The organism is Candidatus Pelagadaptatus aseana, assembly GCF_040362265.1.
GTDB lineage: Bacteria > Pseudomonadota > Gammaproteobacteria > Pseudomonadales > Cellvibrionaceae > Pelagadaptatus > Pelagadaptatus aseana.
In genome coordinates, this window is record NZ_BAABNJ010000001.1 from 326,807 (window position 1) to 343,658 (window position 16,852).

The following is a 16,852-nucleotide window of genomic DNA, read 5'->3' on the forward strand; positions in this document are numbered from 1 at the left end:
GATGGACTATATTGCGGAGAAAACTAATCCTCCACCAACGCTTCAGTAGCGTTTTTCTCCAGATAAATTCGCAACTGCTGCTCCAGAGGCTTTACCAATTCCTGGTGAGAGCGCTTAATGAACGGATAGAGATAGTATGGCTCGCCCAGACTGTGCCGATATAAAGGCGTGTCTATTTTCATTGCCCCCAACACCGTATCCTGCATCAGGCTGTTGTCGACAAAAAAGCCGATGCGCTTGGCTGCCAGCATTTTGATGCCAATATCCACGGTGGTAACACCAATGGATTTTCTGTCCCCGAGCAGCCCGAACTTCTGACCGGCCCACTGGCCACCACGAACGTAGGCCAGCTTGGCCTCGTGAGCCGCAGCAGCCACCCCGGAAAGGTCTTTGATGTGCGTTAACAATTGCGGGGTTGCCCTGGCCACGGGAACCTCAAGCTGAATCAGTTCGGCACTGCTGCTGAATGGCGCCACATTCGGACGGGCACAACTGCCATCCAAGCGGCCATTCAACACTTCAGCCACTTCCCGGGCCCGGGGCAAGGGAACCAGCGTAAAGTCATAACCCAGCTCGCCAAACGCCTGCTGATAGAAACGCTTCACCTGCTCAAAAGCCGGGTACTTCGGCGGCACCGAACAGCCAAATACGATATGACGCCGGTCACGCTGCTCAAACTGGGTGACATCGTAATCCGGGTAGGGCGACGCCTGCTTGCGCAACCTTATGGCTTGCTTCAGCTCGGGCAGCAGCCATTCGAAGCGCTTTGCAAGATGCACATAGACCGGAACAGTGTACAGGTCGCGGTGGTACACCAGATCCATCTGTTGCAACTGCGGCATGCGCACATCGATGGCGGCGTAATAACTGACAAACGCATCGACGTTACCGGCAGAGGCTTCCCTGGCCACCTGATCAAGGTCTTCAAAAATTCGCCAGCCCTTGTAACCCAGAGCCAACACGTCGTATTTGATGCTGTTCCAGCCTTTGGGAAACCCCAGAGCCAGCTCTTCAGGAGCAAGATCTCTCTTATCTTTTCGCCCCCAAACCACCACGGTCTCATTGCGGAACGCAGGCTCAACCCGGATCAATGCGCCATCAAAAAGACTGGAATAATAGGCGGAACGACCACAGTCGCCATCCACCGAGCCCTCGCGGATCGACTGGGTGATTTGCTCCGGCGGCATTTGCACAATCTCCAAACGCATACCGTGCCGATCCAGAACCGGCTGCATAATGCTCTGAAGAAATTCAGTATCCGGCATGCCTAAAGAGCTGAGACAACCCAACCGCAGAACATCAGAGGGAAGAGCAGCGGAGGAAAGAGCACCAGAGGAAGAATCGGCGTGTGCCGGCATCAAGCCAGAACCCAAACACCACAACAGCGTAACCAACCAGACCAGTCGCAATTTAAACATCGGCTGATTGTTGCTTTGATCACTGTGAAAGTTTGAGTTCATGCTTATGTCATTACCACGACAGACTGTCATGTTGTTATCGTTGTGTTTTGCTGTCAGTGGCTTACGGCTTTCCATCATGTCCGACGCCAACCAGCCTTCTACTCAGACTAGCAAATCAGATCCGGCAGACCAAACCCGTTAGGGCTCATTGCCACCCGACAATCAGATTGCCCGGGTATTGCTGCAACTGATGTCGCAATTGTTCGGCCAGTGGCTCGGCCAGCTCCTCGTAACGGCGGTTCAGATAGGGGTACAACAGCACAGGGTCACCAAATGACTTGCGATACAGCAGCGACTCAATGCCCAAAGTTTCCGAGACGATTTTGACCACCACGCTGTTATCGAGCAGATAATCAATCCGTCCGGCAACCAGCATCTTCAAGCCACTCTCCTGGGTATTGAGACCCACCACCTCCATGCCCGGGAAATGCTTCAGGGCATTGATACTGACCTGTGACCCTCGCACATACCCCAGTCGGCCGGATGTCAGGATCTGCTCGGGCTCACCGTCTAACTGCCGGGTCGAAAGGATGATCGTGGATACGCCGGCCAGCGGCACGTCCACCAGAATAAGATGTTCCTTGTCATTGAACGGCGGTAGATTGGTGCGCACACAGGAGCCATCCACCCGACCGTTAATCACCTCTGCCATCTCCCGTATTCTGGGCATGGGCACCATGGTAAAGCGGTAACCCAGTGCTTCAAAGGCCTGACGATAAAAATCTTCCACCACCTCAAACAATGGGTACTGAGCCGGAATCGAACAACTGAATACTATGTGCCGCTCGCCAGCCCTGTTCAGCTGCTTCAGATCCAGCTTGGGAAAGGGATTCTGGTTTTGCCGGCTCTCGATGGCGACACTGAAATAGGGCACCAGTGTCTGCCACTCAGGTCGCAAAAACAGATGAATGGGTACCGATACAATGTCCTGATGATGGCGGATACCCGCCTTAATCAGATCATCCTGGCGCTGACTGATACCGGCGCCATAACTGACAAAGGCATCCAGCTCGCCGGCAACGACCGCATCAAGCAAGTCATCAAAACCGGGATAACTTTTCAGGCTGCCGTAACCCAGGTTGGACAATATGGGGGAACCGACGAACCAGCCCGACGGCTGTCCCAGTCGCAAGTTCGCTACCGGCTCATGAACTTTATCCGCAGCCCCCCAGACACCAAACGTTTCATGACGGAATGGCGGATCAACCCGCAGCATATTCGGATAGGCATCACCGTAAGCTCGCCAACGCCCACAGTCACCTTTCAATTCACCCTGTTGCACCCGCTGATTGATGAGGGTCGCGTCACCGGATTCAATCTCCAGCTGATAACCGCCACGCTCAAGAATCGGCGTTATGATGCTGGCCAGGTATTGGGTATCGGGCATGTCTGGCGAACTGATGCAGCCCAGTTGAAACCGCTCCCGCTGCTCGGCCTGCGCATGGCACCACATCAAAGCAACTGACACGGACAGCAATAAGCGGCACACCTTGACCCCGATACTCTTCATGCTTTTACCACTTTGCTCCAGACAGGCCACATCCAATAAACTCATCGACCCAGAATGATATTTTCAGGGTAATTTCGCAACTGCAGAACCAACTGCTCCTGCAGCGCTTGCTGAATACCCAGATGACGTTTGTTCAAGAAGGGATAAACCGGTACCGGCTGACCATAAGGTTTGCGATACAGCGGGATATCAACCCCCAAATGCCGGAACATGATGTTGACGGCCACACTGTTATCCAGCAAGTAATCCAGACGACCGGCCGCCAGCATTTTTAATCCACTCTCACTGCTGTTCAGAACGATCTGCTCCATCTGCGGAAATGCCCGCAGCCACGTCAAACTGACCTGTGCGCCTCGAACATAGCCCAACCGCCCTTGTGGAAGCTGCCCAATGGGCACCTCAGGTAATGGGACCGGGGAAACCACCATCTGGGTGATATTGCCCACGGCGATATCGAGACGCTGGAGATTATTGGCCGAGCTGAACGGCTCAACATCCACCCGGGCGCACACACCATCCACCCGGCCATTGAGCAACTCGGCGATTTCCCGCGCCCGGGGCAAAGAAATCATGGAAAAATTGTAACCAAGGGCGGCGAATGCCTCGCGATAGAAAGATTCAAACTCGGTAAACAGAGGATAGCGATCAGGTACCAGGCAACTGAACACGATGCGGCGTTCCGATCTTGCGAACCATTGATCCGGCACCTCCTTGGTGTACAGAGGTTGCTGCTGTTTCAGCTGGATGGCTTTGGCAAAATCTTCAGCCAGCGCAGTCCAGCGGGGGTGCAGGTACAAATAAACAGGTAGGGAAACAATGTCTCGATGAAACATCACCGCAGCATGGCGTTCGGGGTCCCGGTGTTTATTTACGGCGGCGGTGTAACTCACAAACGCATCAATCTCTCCTGCCGCAACGGCATCAAGTAATGCCTTGGCATCACCATAGCCATGCAAACTCTGATAACCCAGAGTTTCAAGAATAGGCGACTTCATCACCCAACCTCTGGGATAACCAAGGCGCAGTCTTGCTGTTGAAGCCTGCACAAGTGACTGATCACCCCATATGGCAAAACCCTCGTGACGAAAGGAAGGCTCCACCCGGACCACTCCCTCCAGCTCATCGCCAAAAGTTTTCCAGCGACCACAGTCACCATCGAGCTCGCCACGAACCAGCATGTCATTCAAACGATCGGCGGCGTCGGTGATCATCTCCAGACGATAGCCTTCGCGCCTGAGTACCGGAGTAATAACGCTGGCAAGATAACGGGCAGCCGGCATATCCGGCGAGCTGACACAGCCAAGCCGGAAGGGTTTGAGCGCCTCAGCCAGCACCGGCGCGATCGGCGCAAGCGACAGCAAAACGCCCAGAAATATGAGGCGGCACAGACCCGTCCAATAGCCACCAGACTTTGATAACTGCAAACCCTTACTACCCAATTCCAATAATGACGGCCTAAAACCTGTTGATGCTTCAAGAATATACCCCCACCACTCAAACCACCAAGTTGCCCGGGCCGTTATGATTGTATTAAGGCCGCAGTTTCTGTACCTTTCCGCTCTTGTAACGCTATCTCACACAGCACTCGCTGCAGCAGATTCAAAGAGGTTTTAGCCCATGGCACAGTACGTGTATTCCATGAACCGCGTTGGCAAGGTGGTTCCCCCCAAACGCGAAATTCTGAAAGATATTTCCCTGTCCTTTTTCCCCGGCGCCAAGATCGGTGTACTGGGCCTCAATGGTGCGGGTAAGTCCACGCTGCTGCGCATTATGGCCGGCGTCGACACCGACATCAGCGGCGAAGCCCGTCCCATGCCCGGCATCAAGGTTGGCTACCTGCCACAGGAACCGGAACTGGACCCGGAAAAAGACGTGCGCGGCAATGTGGAAGATGGCGTGCGTGAAGCGCTGGATGCTATGGCCGCACTGGATCAGGTGTTTGCTGATTACGCTGAACCGGATGCCGACTTTGATGCTCTGGCCAAAAAACAGGGTCAGCTGGAAGACATTATCCAGGCCTGGGACGCCCACAATCTGGATCACAAACTGGAGGCCGCGGCCGATGCCCTGCGCCTGCCGCCCTGGGATGCGGATGTAACCAAACTGTCCGGCGGTGAGCGCCGCCGCGTTGCCCTGTGTCGCCTGCTGCTGTCGCGCCCGGACATGCTGCTGCTGGACGAGCCCACCAACCACCTGGATGCCGAATCGGTTTACTGGCTGGAGCGGTTTCTGGTGGACTTCCCCGGTACCGTGGTCGCCATTACCCACGATCGTTACTTCCTCGACAACGCCGCCGGCTGGATTCTGGAACTGGACCGTGGCCACGGCATTCCCTACGAGGGTAACTACTCCAGCTGGCTGGAGCAGAAAGAAGCCCGTCTGGAGCAGGAGCAGCGCACCGAAGCCTCTCATCAGAAAGCCATCAAGGCCGAACTTGAGTGGGTGCGTCAAAACCCCAAAGGTCGTCACGCCAAGAACAAGGCACGTCTGGCCCGCTTTGAAGAAATGCAGTCTCAGGAATTCCAGACTCGCAACGAGACCAACGAAATCTACATCCCACCCGGCGACCGTCTGGGCGACAAGGTCATCGAATTCCACAACGTCACCAAGAGCTTTGACGATCGCCTGTTGATCGAAGACCTGAGCTTTACCGTGCCCAAGGGCGCCATCGTCGGTATCGTTGGCGCCAACGGCGCGGGTAAATCCACCCTGTTCCGCATGATCGCCGGCACCGAACAGCCCGACAGCGGTGAAGTGGTTCTGGGTGAAACCGTCAACGTCGCCTTTGTTGAGCAGAGCCGGGAAAATCTGGATAACAGCAAAACCGTCTGGGAAGAAATTTCCGAGGGGCAGGACATTCTCAAGATCGGCAACTACGAAGTCAGCTCCCGCAGCTATGTCGGCCGCTTTAACTTCAAGGGCAGCGATCAGCAGAAACGCGTCGGTGAACTGTCCGGTGGTGAGCGCGGCCGCCTGCATCTGGCCAACACCCTGAAGCAGGGCGCCAACGTGCTGCTGCTCGATGAACCGTCAAACGATCTGGACGTGGAAACACTGCGTGCCCTGGAGGAAGCCCTCAACACATTCCCGGGCTGTGCTCTGGTAATCTCGCACGACCGTTGGTTCCTCGATCGCGTGGCCACCCATATCCTCGCCTACGAAGACGATGGCACCATTGAGTTCTTTGAAGGCAACTACACCGAGTACCATGAAGATCTGGTGAAGCGCAAAGGCGAAGATGCCCAACCCCATCGCATGCAGTACAAGAAGCTGAAAGACTGATACGGTCTTTTGCGCAAACAGAAAAAGGGCGGATTGATTCGATCAATCCGCCCTTTTTTTATTTTTTTGGTTAGCGATTCTCTAACCGGTTCAAGTCGAATACACCGTAATCCAGCCCCCGATAGTGATCGGCGGCGGTGTGCAGCAAATCACTGAACCGCCAGAAATCGGGGTGGGTTCTGCGAACCCCGTACTGATCCCTCAACTTGCGGTAATCCCGTTCATTGCGCACCTGTGACAACGCCTCAGTGAAACGCACAATGTCGGCTCGCGGGACATACCACAGGGCCCCCGGGTAATCGCCAATAAAGCCCGGCACCAGAGTGGCGCTGTCCTCTTCGGACAGATGACGGTCGTCCTCAAAAAACATCACCGCAATATTGGAATGGGCGTTGTTACGCAACAGACTGTAAGCCTCTGGCGAAGATTGCACCCGGGTAAAATCCTGATCATCGGCCACCAGTATCACCGAGACCTGCGGCAGTAATTGAATCGCGGTATTGGGCAACTCATTAAGAGCCTCGATGGGGTGCCTTACCTTATTGCGAAAACTAAAGCGGTGACTGAGGGCATCATCCACACGACCTTTCAATAGGGTCATCAACTCACTGAAGGGTTGATCGGTTTGATAGTTGATCGATACTGGAAGGTCCAGATAGTAATGAGCCTGGCCAATCAGACGATCAAACCCCCTGGGCGTATCGCGGTACCAGTGCCGGAACAGTTCACGCTGGGTCTCTGCCGGAAACAGTGACAGCAGTGCAAACTCGGCCTCATAGCGCAGGTAATCCATATACACCCGGGTATTGAACTGATGACCAACGTTACCAAACACATCGTAGCCGGCCACCAACAGGTAGTGGATTCGCTCCAGCATGGCGTAATCAATCAGCCAAGCGGTTTTGGGCACATTGCCGATCAACCCCTTCTCAACGGTAGCGCTATCGAAATGGCGAAACACCGTCAGCGCCGCGTTGGGGTTACTGCCATCGCCATCCCAGACGATCTCCGGGCCTATGGCACCGCCATCCTCCAGCACCGCTTTGACCCACGACTGCTTGGCAGCCACATAGGTTTTCTGGGAGTTGATGTATTTCAGCCAGTTGGTCAGGGTCAGGGCATTACTGCCGCTCTCGGCCGGCAATCGCAGGTTATCGGTTTGCTGCGCCAGCAGAGATTCAAACTCACCACGAACATTGGCGTCAGGGTCTACAAAAAACACCCAGAAGTGATCATTGACGACATTCAGTGCGGTCTGGCCTCGGCATACCGGCCCCTTGATAAAGCCCATGATCGTGAACTGACCGTTCATGATCAGGAACCGGTACTTGCTGTCCAGGGGAATCTGGGCAAAGGTTTTAAACGGATTGGAACCCGTGGCCACATCGTAGCCCGGCAGGGCGGTAACCGGATAGGGCAGATCAAACAGCAATTGTCTGACCGCCTGATACTGGCTTTTGCCCAGCGCTAATGGCATATGGGTTTTGGCCACCACCGTCTGCGGATCGCGCCACAATCGATAATAGACCCGCTCTACCCCGGGATCATCGTAGGGACGGCGCGTGGCAATCATCTGTATCGGCTGCCCCGGCGGCGTGGATGAGCGCACCAACTTGAAGAATGTGTCAGAACCGGCCTCTGGAAAGTGCAGCGAGCCCAAAAACCAGTGTTCATAAACATAACGGGCGGCCAACTGTGCCTGCAGGCTGTCGCCATTGAGCAGCGATTCCCACTGTTGGATTTGCGCCGCCTGCTCTTCATCAACAACATAGGATGGCGTGTCATCGGGTGCGCCCTGCTCGATCCAGTCAAGTAACACCGTCTGCTCAGAGGCATTCAAACCGGGCAAGGCATAGGGCATCCCCGCCAGCGGGTTTCGGGCAGCGTAATCCTTGAATTCAGCGGGTTTCGGACACTCACTGTCGCGGTTTAGCGACAGATCAAAGGCGTCACTGAGAATATCAGCCCGAGGCAATGGATTCTGCTGCTTTAACTGCAGCACCTGATGCATAAGACTGGAGTCGAGCTGCACCGCGCCACTGACCGGATCCGGCTCACCGAGTACGGAAGAAAAGCCCCGTTTACGCCACTGCGCCTCTGAGTGGGCATCGATAAACAAACGCTGCGGATCAATCGCCAGAGGACGAGCGCCGGAATAGACCTTCTGCTTGGAAGTCCCCCGGTGAATGCCCTCCAGAGACGTGTATTTAAGCTGACAGGGCGCGTCGTAGCAGGCATGGCAAACCACGCAGCGCTTCTCCAGCAAGGGTTTCACCTCATGGGTGAAACTTACGTCTGCACTGGCAGCAAAAACCGGTAGCAAAAGGCCACAGGCCATTACCAACAAACGAGCCAAATTACTCATGACAAGGGCGCCCAATCTGCACAATCAATGGATTAACTATGGCCGATTGCAGCCCCTGACGCCAAACGATTTCGGGCAATGGCGCCAATCTCATCACCAGGCGACAGAGCCGCGCCGTGACGAACAGCCGTGATCATCAGAGCAGGGTCGCAACCCCTTTGCCAAACAGCTCAACCGCCTGCTGGCCGCCGCTGGACTGCAAGAATTCATTGGTAATACGGATGTACTCGGGAATCATGGCCGGGTTCAACCCCAACTGCTGGAATTGCGCCGCGACGGTCGTCGCGCTGCTGACCGCATCACCGGGCAAACCGGCCATATTCATCAAGCCACTGGTCAAACCCTGACTCGCCGCCGGGGCCACTTCGGGGGCTGCAGCCAGCAACCCGGACATATCCGGCACCGCGTCACTCAACACGGAAAAGTCAGAAGCACCCAGCGTGCCCTGAGCCAATTGAAACAGCGATCCCAAACCACCACTGGCCTGCTCCGGGCTGACCCCCAGACCACCGGTAATGGCCGGCAGTAATTCCAGAGCGGTGGATGCCATATCCCCAGTTGTGGCGTTTTCGGCCGCGTCCACTGCCTCGTCACTGGTAGTCAGCACGTCACTGGCAACGGCCGTTGCTTTGCTGGCGGTATCCAGCAAGCCCGCAGCTGAATCGAAAAAACCGGCAGACGCCGGAGCAGAAGAGATAACCAGCAGCGCGGTAAACAGAGCCGTTTTTTTCATGGTGCACACATCCTTGGGGTGTTATTTGAGTATCTGGACAATAAAGAAGGACGGAATAATAGAAGCAGCAGCACCGGCCCTCAAGGATTTTTATTGTTGTTGCAACAATCTACCCTGCCGCAGCCGGCGAGAATTCTGGCTTATCACAAGATGGCGCAAAATTCGCCGAAACTTATTCCCTAAAAGTAGAACCCGACATTTTTTCCTGTCCTAAGATTGGTAGGCGCTTCTGATTTCCAACCCGCTTCTGGAGAGGCCCATGCTCGACTACGAACTGTTAAAAGATGAAGGCATTATCCGCATCCAACCGGAGAGCCCCCTGCTGGCAAGAGATTTTGCCGAGATCAACGAACTGGTGAATCGCTTTACCAGCCGCCACGGACACCTCAAGGGGCTGCTGATCAGCACCGAGGACGAGCCCGGCTGGGAAGAGTTCTCCGAGGGTGTCAATCACCTCAACTTCAGCGATGACAGCCTGCGCATTGCCGCGGTTTCCGATGCGGCCATCAACCAGCAACTGCAATCCATCGCCAGCCACTTCAGTGGCGCCGAGGTAAAACGCTTTTCAAGCAAGCAAGCTCATCAGGCCTTATCCTGGGTGGATCACGACACCCTGCAATAGCAATGACCAAGAACTTAAAAACAGTCTCACAGCCCGCATTTGCGGGCAACTTGCGAGACTTTGCATTGATTTTCCGAAATTAGTCTTGAAATTCACTTAACAGATCCTTACAGTAGGCTCCGTGAGTTTGGGTGTGCAGCACGTTGTCGCACCCCACACAGCTAAGGACAGCCTCACCGCCACTATAAAAAATTCATAAAAATACGGCTCTGAGACTATGCTACAGATCAATGACAACCACGTTCTTGGTGGACGTGAAATAACCTTACCAACCCACAAGCGCGATCAGTACAGGCACATCAACAACCTGCAAACCGATCTGGATCTGGTATTACTGGAAATGCTCGATATTGAAGAGGGCAGCCCACAGAAGCGCTTTACCCTGGCCACGGTCAATTACCGCCTGACCGATCAGGAGGCCGTCACCCCCATATTCGACTGCCTGAACAGCCTGAACGCCTACATTGCCGAGAATATGCACGACATCATTCAGAATTATCTGTTTGGCTTTGTCGAAGAGGATATGGAGCTGAGCAAAGTTTTAGCTTAAAACGGCACACCAGTCCGCTCGCAAACAATCACAACGGGGCCATGTTGAAAGACGTGGCCCCGTTGTTTTATCAGCCAGCCAGAACCGAGAAGTAGGTGGCGTTGACAACCGCCAGCAGATTACCGTCCTTGTCTTTCAGCTCGGTAACACGCTCAATTTTCATCTTGCCCTTGGCTTTGGTGGTGTCATAAATTTCCTGCCACTCATCATCACTCAGGCGCGCATCCACATAGACATCGCTCATGGCCGGCGCCATGTAACGGATGGTCATCTCACCCACCAGCGGGTACATGGGCTCAGTGCCAACGCGATTGAAAAACAGAAAGCCAAAAGGAAACTCAGCCAGAGAAAACAGGGCGCCGGCATAAGCCGCCTTGAAGTGGTTGCTGTTGCCTTCCAGAGGCATGCGCACATACACGCGTGAAGGACTGTCCTCAATCACTTCCAGGCCCATATTGGCCAGAGTGGGAACCATATCCAGTTTGTCTTGAGTGTTAGGCGCGGCCATACGTTGTCTCCGGTTGAAATTGCAGTTCGATCACCAAGGATACTGCCCCGGCTGAAACGACGTTAATCCGCAGACGACTTTAGAACTAGCAAAAAATCACAGAGGGCTTATTTGAGCTCCGCCTCGATCTCTGACAACAGATCCAGCGGTTCCACTTCCTGCCCTTCCATATCGGCATCCCAGTTGATGCCCACCAGAAACACATCGTCGTGCATCCCCGGCAGCCACTCGTCGAGCAGCTCTTCGAGGGACACCGCCACCGGCTTGTAAACGGACCATTCATCCACACAGTGAACCTGAGCAAACTCCGGCTGCGACCAGAACGGCATCACATCCGTCTCAGAGTGTTTTTCAGACGGGCAAAGCGCCCAACCATCGGGTCCCTCAAGCCCCCAGACGCAACCAGTGGCTATGGCCTCGACAATAAAGCGATCAAAATTTTCTTCTTCGCTTTTCGACAGGGGTTCAGACGACAGAACGCTTTTGCTCATGGACTCTCTCCGATCAACCGTAATTTTTATCCGCGACAAACGGGTTGCTGACCCGCTCCTGACCAAAGGTGGACATGGGGCCATGGCCCGGGATAAAGCGAACCTCGTCGCCCAGTGGCCACAGTTTCTGACGGATCGCATTCACCAGAGTATCGTAGTCGCCCTTGGGAAAATCGGTGCGACCAATGGAGCCCTGAAACAGCACATCACCCACCAGCGCCAACTGACTGTCGCGGTGAAACAGCACCACATGCCCCGGGGTGTGACCCGGGCAGTGCAGCACTTCCAGAGTCTGGTTGCCAACGGTCACCCGGTCATCCTGATGCAACCAGCGATCCGGCGTAAAGACATTGGCATCAAACTGAACCCCCATCATCTGCGCCTGCTGCGGCAGCATATCAATCCAGAATTGATCTTCTTCGTGGGGCCCCTCGATAGGGACACCGTACTTGGCGGCCAGCTCAGCCACACCGCCGGCGTGATCCAGATGGGCATGAGTCACCAGAATTTTTTCCAGTTCGACGCCGTTCTGGGCAATCGCCTGCTCGATGCGATCGAGATCTCCGCCCGGATCAACCACCGCCGCCTTGTTGGTTTCTTCACACCACAGCAAGGTACAATTTTGCATGTAGGCGGTTACCGGAATCACCTGGAATTTCATAGTCGCTCCACTTGGTTACAGCTCTGTCATCAATCGAGGCGCAGGATAGCACAGCCTAAAAAAAACAGCCCTATCGACAAGCAAGCTGCGCCATTTGGCCAACCGTCCTCGCCTGAAAATAACTACAATAACCCTCAATCAACAAATCCAACCAAAGGAGACTGTCATGGACATTCAAGGCAAAACCGCCATCATCACCGGTGGCGCTTCCGGCCTCGGTCAGGCCACCGCCAAAGCACTGGTAGACAAGGGCGCCAATGTGGTGCTGTTTGATCTGAACGAGGAAGCCAGCATTGCCACCTGCAACGATCTGGGCAATGACAACGCCATCTACGCTCTGGTGGATGTGACCAGTGAAGAGTCGGTGGAGAACGGCATCAGCAAAGCCAAGGCCGCCTTTGGTGAACTGCACATTGTGGTGAACTGTGCCGGTATCGGCCCACCGTCGAAAGTGATTGATCGCGAAGGCAACCCATTGCCTCTGGACAAGTTCAAGAAGATCGTCGACATCAATCTGTTCGGCACCTTTAATGTCCTGCGTCTGGCGGCGGCTGAAATGGCCAAAAACGAGCCAGTAAATGCTGATGGCGGCCGCGGCGTTATCATTAATGTCGCCTCTGTTGCAGCCTTTGACGGCCAAATTGCCCAACCTGCTTACGCCGCCTCCAAGGCCGGCATCCATGGCATGACCCTGCCGATCGCTCGCGAACTGGCTCGCTACGGCATTCGCGTCAACACCATTGCGCCGGGCCTGTTTATGACCCCGCTGGCCGCCTCACTGCCTGAAGCCGCGGTTGAAGCTCTGGGTGCTGCGGTGGAGTTTCCCAAGCGTCTGGGCGACCCAAGCGAGTTTGCTCACCTGGCGATTACCATGGCCGAGAACGATTACTTCAATGGCGAAACAGTGCGCCTCGACGGCTCCATTCGCATGGCCGCCAAGTAAGCGTCAGGTTCAATCCTTCCCGCTCAGGCACGCTCTCGCTGAGCGGGAATGGCACGGTTAATCGTCCAGGTCCTGCAGCACGTCCTGCAACTGTTGTTTCAGTTTTGCCTTCGCCTCTGGCGTTAAATCCTGTTGCCTGATTTTCAATTCAAACCCCGGCTCGATCACATCAACACCTGCGTGCTCTTCCCCGGCATCCAGCACCCGATACAACTGCACCGCAGCGGCAAGCCCCTTGGGTTTGAATTTTTGGGTCGGCACGGCTGCAAATTTGTCACGCACCAATAAATACGTATCTTCGGAAATACAGACACTGCCGGGTTCGGCACAGGATTCTATCCGACTGGCTAGATTCACCGCCGAGCCAACAATGGTGTAATCCAGACGATTTTCGGCACCAAAGTTACCCACCGTGCAATAGCCCGTGTGTATACCGACCCGAATAAAGAAAGGTTTGGAGAAACCGGAGGATCGCCACTCCTGTTGCAGTTCACACACGCGCTTCTGCATGGCCATGGCCATCTCAATGCACAGCACCGCATCCTGCTCTACGCCGCGGGATTTGGGATCGCCAAAGAAAATCATAATGGCATCGCCAATGTACTTATCCACGGTGGCACCGTATTCCAGCGCAATCTGGGTCATTTCACTGAGGTAGTGGTTGAGCAATTGAGTCAGGTCTTCAGACTCCATCTGATCGGAGGCGTCGGTAAAACCAACGATATCGGTAAAGCAGATGGTCAGCTTTTTTCGCGAAGACGTCAGGGTGACATCCCGCTCACCGGAAAAAATGGATTCATAAACCTGTGGCGACAGATACTTGGCCAGCTTGTTGGACAACCCCTGCAACATCTCGGAGCGCTGCCTTTCCTGCGATAATTTTAATTTGTTGGCACTCTCGTTTTTCAATTATTCGATCATGCCCTGCATGCCTTCAATCATGGTATTGAAAGCACCGGCAAGGCGACCGACCTCATCCGCGCGCTTCAAATCCACCCGCTTGCTGTAGTCCTGAGTCTCACTGATGCTGTGGGCGGTTTCCGACAACATCAAAATCGGCGAGGCGATATAGCTCGCCAACAGATAAGCCACCACAGCGATAACGATAACGCCGATGATGAGTGCCACCAACAAGGTTTGCGCAAAGCTCTCCAGCACGGCAAAAGCCGAGCGCTTTTCCTGAGACAGGATCAAGCGAAAATCCTGGCGCTTATCCAGCAGCTGATTCACCGAAATGGTGTCGGCATTTTCAGGAACGATTTCATCGGCCGCCAACAACCGGTAAGTCAGCTCCTCAGCCGCCGGCAGAAACCGCTCCAGGGTAGTAATCTGATAGTTGACCACCAGCGCCCCGATAGGCTGCTCACTCAAGGCCGACTTTATAGGCACCTCAATTGCCGCGGGCTCCTGCATGGCGGTACCGACTCGGGAAATCTCACTGGAGGCGATAATCGTCGCTGTGGCATCCACCACATCAATATCACCATGCAACTGCAGATCTTCTTTTTTGGCCCGAATCAGGGAGGTGATGCGTCGATCCAGATCGCCGGTAAAGATGTCGTTCATGATGTCGAGCGACGCCAGAAAGTTCATCTCATCGCGCAGCGCAATAATGCGCATATCCAACTGCCGCGCCATAACCGCCAACTGATAGTGCAGATTGTCGCGAATCCGGCTTTCGGCATCGCCACGATAGACATTGCCTGCCACCACCATGGTAATGACATAGGGGGTCAGACTTAACAGAACCACCAGCAGGATGGTTTTGACTCTAAAACTCATGCAGCACTTTTAACTCTTCGGTCACCATAGCCTTGGGAATATAGCCCAAGGCACCGTCAACACGGATAACAAATTGTCTGACCGCCTCAAATGACGCCTGGGTTGAGGGGGGCGACAGGTCCTGAAAATCACGGGTAATCCAATACCGGTTCAGGTCTTCGCGCGACATGTTCAGCACTTTGGACTCAAACCGGACCCGCACAGGAGGGTCCCCCAGAATATTGACCGGCACCAGACCCACCCCCGCCATCTCCTGAGTTTTACGCAAAAAGATATCTTTAACCGCAGCGGCCTCCAACGGCTCCAGCGGCGAATCTTTGGCCGCAACCACAGCGTACTGACTGACCCAGCCATCCAGAGGGGTGTCAACGATCAGACGATTGAACGGGAGACTGGGGCTACAGGCCGATAATGACAGGGCGGCCAACAGGCCAATAACAAAGCGCATCAAATATACCGAAACATAGTCAGGTGCCAAACGCCCGACAACGGCCCTGATATTAAATTCATACCGCCTCGATGTCTGCTGCAAAAGTGAATTTTCCCGCCATAAATTTGCCCTGTTTCCCGCCAAACAGGCGACAACTATACTTTTGCATATTTACTGTTGATCGCGCTGTCAAAGCCATTATGATCTGCCACCTGCATCGCCCCCAAAGGTGGTTAACCGCAACCAGGTAATGACTCTATGAAGCTTTCGCGCTTTGGCCAAAAATTCGCAGGTGAATCCGGTATCGTCGAACTGATGGACGATCTGGGTACCGCCCTCAACGAAAACCCTGACATGATTTTTATGGGCGGGGGTAATCCCGGCCGCCTGCAGCAGGTTGAGGCCATCTTTCAGCAGCGTCTTGACGACATTATGGATGACCCGAGGCAACGCCATAGCCTGTTTGGCATCTACCAATCACCACAAGGCGACAAGGAATTTCGCGAGCAGGTGGCCAGCTTTCTCAACAAGCAATTCGGTTGGTCGCTGACAGGCAATAACATCGCCATCTCCAACGGCAGCCAGGCGGCCTTCTTTGTGCTCTACAATATGTTTGCCGGGGATATGGGCAATGGTGAATCCAATGCCATCCATCTGCCTCTGGCGCCGGAGTATCTGGGCTACGCCGATGTCGGCCTGAGTGATAACTTTTTCACCGCAACGCGCCCCAGCATTGAACTGCTCGACGACAGGCTCTTTAAATACGGTGTGGATTTTTCACAACTGGATCTGGGCAACCACACAGGTGCCATGTGCGTGTCACGCCCCACCAATCCCACGGGCAACGTGCTGACCGACGACGAAATCAGCCATCTGGATCAGATTGCCCGGGAAAAAGACGTGCCCTTTATTATCGATGGCGCCTATGGCTTGCCCTTCCCCGGCATTATTTTTACCGAGGCCAAACCCCACTGGAACGACAATACCATTCTGGTGCTCAGCCTTTCCAAACTGGGACTGCCCGGTGCCCGCACCGGCATTATTGTAGCCAATGAAGACATCATTCAGGCCTACACCAACGCCAATACCATCGTTAGCCTGGCCTGCGGCACCCTCGGCCCGGCGCTGGCCAAGGAACTGTTTAAGACCGGTGAAATTGTCAGCCTGACCCGCGACTACGTTACCCCGTTCTATCAACAGCGGGCACAGCAAACGGCCCAGTGGTTAAGGGAAAAGCTGGGCGATGTCCCCTTCCATATCCACAAACCCGAAGGCGCAATTTTTCTATGGCTTTGGTTTGAAGGTCTGCCCATCACCAGTCAGGAACTGTATCAACGTCTGAAAAAACGCGGCGTGTTGATTGTGCCCGGCCATAACTTTTTTGTTGGCATGGACGATGACTGGGCGCACAAGCACGAATGCATTCGCGTGTCCTATGCGCAGGATGCCGCCATCGTAAAACGGGGTGTGGAGATCATTGCCGAGGAGGTTGCAGCGGCCTACGAAGACCGCTGA

At 54.6% G+C, this 16,852-nt stretch carries 16 protein-coding genes; 5 read left to right on the forward strand and 11 right to left on the reverse strand.

Annotation, left to right across the window (positions count from 1 at the left end; translation table 11 throughout):
- Positions 1–23: 23 nt before the first annotated feature.
- The 3 genes from ACPXV9_RS01530 to ACPXV9_RS01540 all read right to left on the reverse strand — a co-directional run bounded on the left by ACPXV9_RS01530 (position 24) and on the right by ACPXV9_RS01540 (position 4,394).
- Positions 24–1,460 carry a hypothetical protein gene (locus ACPXV9_RS01530; protein ID WP_423893982.1) on the reverse strand — a complete coding sequence of 479 codons (1,437 nt, stop codon included), beginning with the start codon at positions 1,458–1,460 and terminating at the stop codon, positions 24–26.
- Between the two features lie 145 nt (positions 1,461–1,605).
- Positions 1,606–3,015: a hypothetical protein gene (locus tag ACPXV9_RS01535; protein WP_423893984.1), complete on the reverse strand. Its 1,410-nt coding sequence runs from the start codon at positions 3,013–3,015 to the stop codon at positions 1,606–1,608.
- Complete coding sequence (locus ACPXV9_RS01540) at positions 3,012–4,394, reverse strand: hypothetical protein (protein WP_423893986.1); 1,383 nt, start codon at positions 4,392–4,394, stop codon at positions 3,012–3,014. Before ACPXV9_RS01540 ends, ACPXV9_RS01535 begins: the two co-directional genes overlap by 4 nt.
- 193 nt (positions 4,395–4,587) lie before the next feature.
- Here ACPXV9_RS01540 and ettA point away from each other — a divergent pair, with 193 nt between their 5' ends.
- The gene (ettA, locus tag ACPXV9_RS01545; RefSeq protein ID WP_423893988.1) at positions 4,588–6,252 is read left to right on the forward strand and encodes an energy-dependent translational throttle protein EttA; all 1,665 of its coding nucleotides are present in this window, start codon (positions 4,588–4,590) and stop codon (positions 6,250–6,252) included.
- 70 nt (positions 6,253–6,322) lie between these two features.
- Here the strand turns inward: ettA and ACPXV9_RS01550 are convergent, their stop codons facing one another.
- Together ACPXV9_RS01550 and ACPXV9_RS01555 are read right to left on the reverse strand one after the other, a co-directional pair.
- Entirely contained in the window at positions 6,323–8,617 is a 2,295-nt protein-coding gene (locus ACPXV9_RS01550) for a fatty acid cis/trans isomerase (RefSeq protein WP_423893989.1), read from the reverse strand.
- 136 nt (positions 8,618–8,753) lie between these two features.
- Positions 8,754–9,350: a DUF2780 domain-containing protein gene (locus ACPXV9_RS01555; RefSeq protein WP_423893991.1), complete on the reverse strand. Its 597-nt coding sequence runs from the start codon at positions 9,348–9,350 to the stop codon at positions 8,754–8,756.
- Positions 9,351–9,609: 259 nt separating this feature from the next.
- Here ACPXV9_RS01555 and ACPXV9_RS01560 point away from each other — a divergent pair, with 259 nt between their 5' ends.
- Together ACPXV9_RS01560 and ACPXV9_RS01565 are read left to right on the forward strand one after the other, a co-directional pair.
- A complete protein-coding gene (locus ACPXV9_RS01560; protein ID WP_423893993.1) occupies positions 9,610–9,972 on the forward strand; it encodes an STAS/SEC14 domain-containing protein in 363 nt (120 codons plus the stop codon).
- Positions 9,973–10,189: 217 nt separating this feature from the next.
- Positions 10,190–10,522: a hypothetical protein gene (locus ACPXV9_RS01565; protein WP_423893994.1), complete on the forward strand. Its 333-nt coding sequence runs from the start codon at positions 10,190–10,192 to the stop codon at positions 10,520–10,522.
- A 70-nt stretch (positions 10,523–10,592) separates the two neighbouring features.
- Here ACPXV9_RS01565 and ACPXV9_RS01570 read toward each other — a convergent pair whose 3' ends face one another.
- The 3 genes from ACPXV9_RS01570 to ACPXV9_RS01580 all read right to left on the reverse strand — a co-directional run bounded on the left by ACPXV9_RS01570 (position 10,593) and on the right by ACPXV9_RS01580 (position 12,182).
- The gene (locus tag ACPXV9_RS01570) at positions 10,593–11,030 is read right to left on the reverse strand and encodes a PaaI family thioesterase (RefSeq protein WP_423893996.1); all 438 of its coding nucleotides are present in this window, start codon (positions 11,028–11,030) and stop codon (positions 10,593–10,595) included.
- Between the two features lie 107 nt (positions 11,031–11,137).
- Positions 11,138–11,521, reverse strand: a complete 384-nt coding sequence (locus ACPXV9_RS01575) for a DUF2750 domain-containing protein (protein WP_423893997.1) — start codon at positions 11,519–11,521, stop codon at positions 11,138–11,140.
- Between the two features lie 13 nt (positions 11,522–11,534).
- Positions 11,535–12,182, reverse strand: coding sequence for an MBL fold metallo-hydrolase (locus ACPXV9_RS01580; RefSeq protein WP_423893999.1), 648 nt, complete (start codon positions 12,180–12,182; stop codon positions 11,535–11,537).
- A gap of 166 nt (positions 12,183–12,348) precedes the next feature.
- Here ACPXV9_RS01580 and ACPXV9_RS01585 point away from each other — a divergent pair, with 166 nt between their 5' ends.
- Positions 12,349–13,125, forward strand: a complete 777-nt coding sequence (locus tag ACPXV9_RS01585; RefSeq protein ID WP_423894001.1) for an SDR family NAD(P)-dependent oxidoreductase — start codon at positions 12,349–12,351, stop codon at positions 13,123–13,125.
- Positions 13,126–13,182: 57 nt separating this feature from the next.
- Here ACPXV9_RS01585 and ACPXV9_RS01590 read toward each other — a convergent pair whose 3' ends face one another.
- Genes ACPXV9_RS01590 through ACPXV9_RS01600 form a run of 3 tightly spaced genes read right to left on the reverse strand, consistent with a single transcriptional unit; the run spans position 13,183 to position 15,355 of the window.
- A complete protein-coding gene (locus tag ACPXV9_RS01590) occupies positions 13,183–14,034 on the reverse strand; it encodes an adenylate/guanylate cyclase domain-containing protein (RefSeq protein ID WP_423894002.1) in 852 nt (283 codons plus the stop codon).
- The gene (locus ACPXV9_RS01595; RefSeq protein WP_423894003.1) at positions 14,035–14,907 is read right to left on the reverse strand and encodes a HAMP domain-containing protein; all 873 of its coding nucleotides are present in this window, start codon (positions 14,905–14,907) and stop codon (positions 14,035–14,037) included. It lies immediately after the preceding gene.
- Positions 14,897–15,355, reverse strand: a complete 459-nt coding sequence (locus tag ACPXV9_RS01600) for a hypothetical protein (RefSeq protein WP_423894004.1) — start codon at positions 15,353–15,355, stop codon at positions 14,897–14,899. Before ACPXV9_RS01600 ends, ACPXV9_RS01595 begins: the two co-directional genes overlap by 11 nt.
- Before the next feature lie 240 nt (positions 15,356–15,595).
- On the opposite strand from ACPXV9_RS01600, the gene ACPXV9_RS01605 reads away from it, so the two are divergent.
- Entirely contained in the window at positions 15,596–16,852 is a 1,257-nt protein-coding gene (locus ACPXV9_RS01605) for a valine--pyruvate transaminase (RefSeq protein ID WP_423894006.1), read from the forward strand.

Coding starts and splice junctions, on each gene's coding strand:
- ACPXV9_RS01530 (WP_423893982.1), bottom strand. CDS start 1,460: ATGAACTCAAACTTTCACAGTGATCAAAGCAACAATCAGCCGATGTTT.
- ACPXV9_RS01535 (WP_423893984.1), bottom strand. CDS start 3,015: ATGAGTTTATTGGATGTGGCCTGTCTGGAGCAAAGTGGTAAAAGCATG.
- ettA (WP_423893988.1), top strand. CDS start 4,588: ATGGCACAGTACGTGTATTCCATGAACCGCGTTGGCAAGGTGGTTCCC.
- ACPXV9_RS01550 (WP_423893989.1), bottom strand. CDS start 8,617: ATGAGTAATTTGGCTCGTTTGTTGGTAATGGCCTGTGGCCTTTTGCTA.
- ACPXV9_RS01555 (WP_423893991.1), bottom strand. CDS start 9,350: ATGAAAAAAACGGCTCTGTTTACCGCGCTGCTGGTTATCTCTTCTGCT.
- ACPXV9_RS01560 (WP_423893993.1), top strand. CDS start 9,610: ATGCTCGACTACGAACTGTTAAAAGATGAAGGCATTATCCGCATCCAA.
- ACPXV9_RS01565 (WP_423893994.1), top strand. CDS start 10,190: ATGCTACAGATCAATGACAACCACGTTCTTGGTGGACGTGAAATAACC.
- ACPXV9_RS01570 (WP_423893996.1), bottom strand. CDS start 11,030: ATGGCCGCGCCTAACACTCAAGACAAACTGGATATGGTTCCCACTCTG.
- ACPXV9_RS01575 (WP_423893997.1), bottom strand. CDS start 11,521: ATGAGCAAAAGCGTTCTGTCGTCTGAACCCCTGTCGAAAAGCGAAGAA.
- ACPXV9_RS01580 (WP_423893999.1), bottom strand. CDS start 12,182: ATGAAATTCCAGGTGATTCCGGTAACCGCCTACATGCAAAATTGTACC.
- ACPXV9_RS01585 (WP_423894001.1), top strand. CDS start 12,349: ATGGACATTCAAGGCAAAACCGCCATCATCACCGGTGGCGCTTCCGGC.
- ACPXV9_RS01595 (WP_423894003.1), bottom strand. CDS start 14,907: ATGAGTTTTAGAGTCAAAACCATCCTGCTGGTGGTTCTGTTAAGTCTG.
- ACPXV9_RS01600 (WP_423894004.1), bottom strand. CDS start 15,355: ATGCGCTTTGTTATTGGCCTGTTGGCCGCCCTGTCATTATCGGCCTGT.
- ACPXV9_RS01605 (WP_423894006.1), top strand. CDS start 15,596: ATGAAGCTTTCGCGCTTTGGCCAAAAATTCGCAGGTGAATCCGGTATC.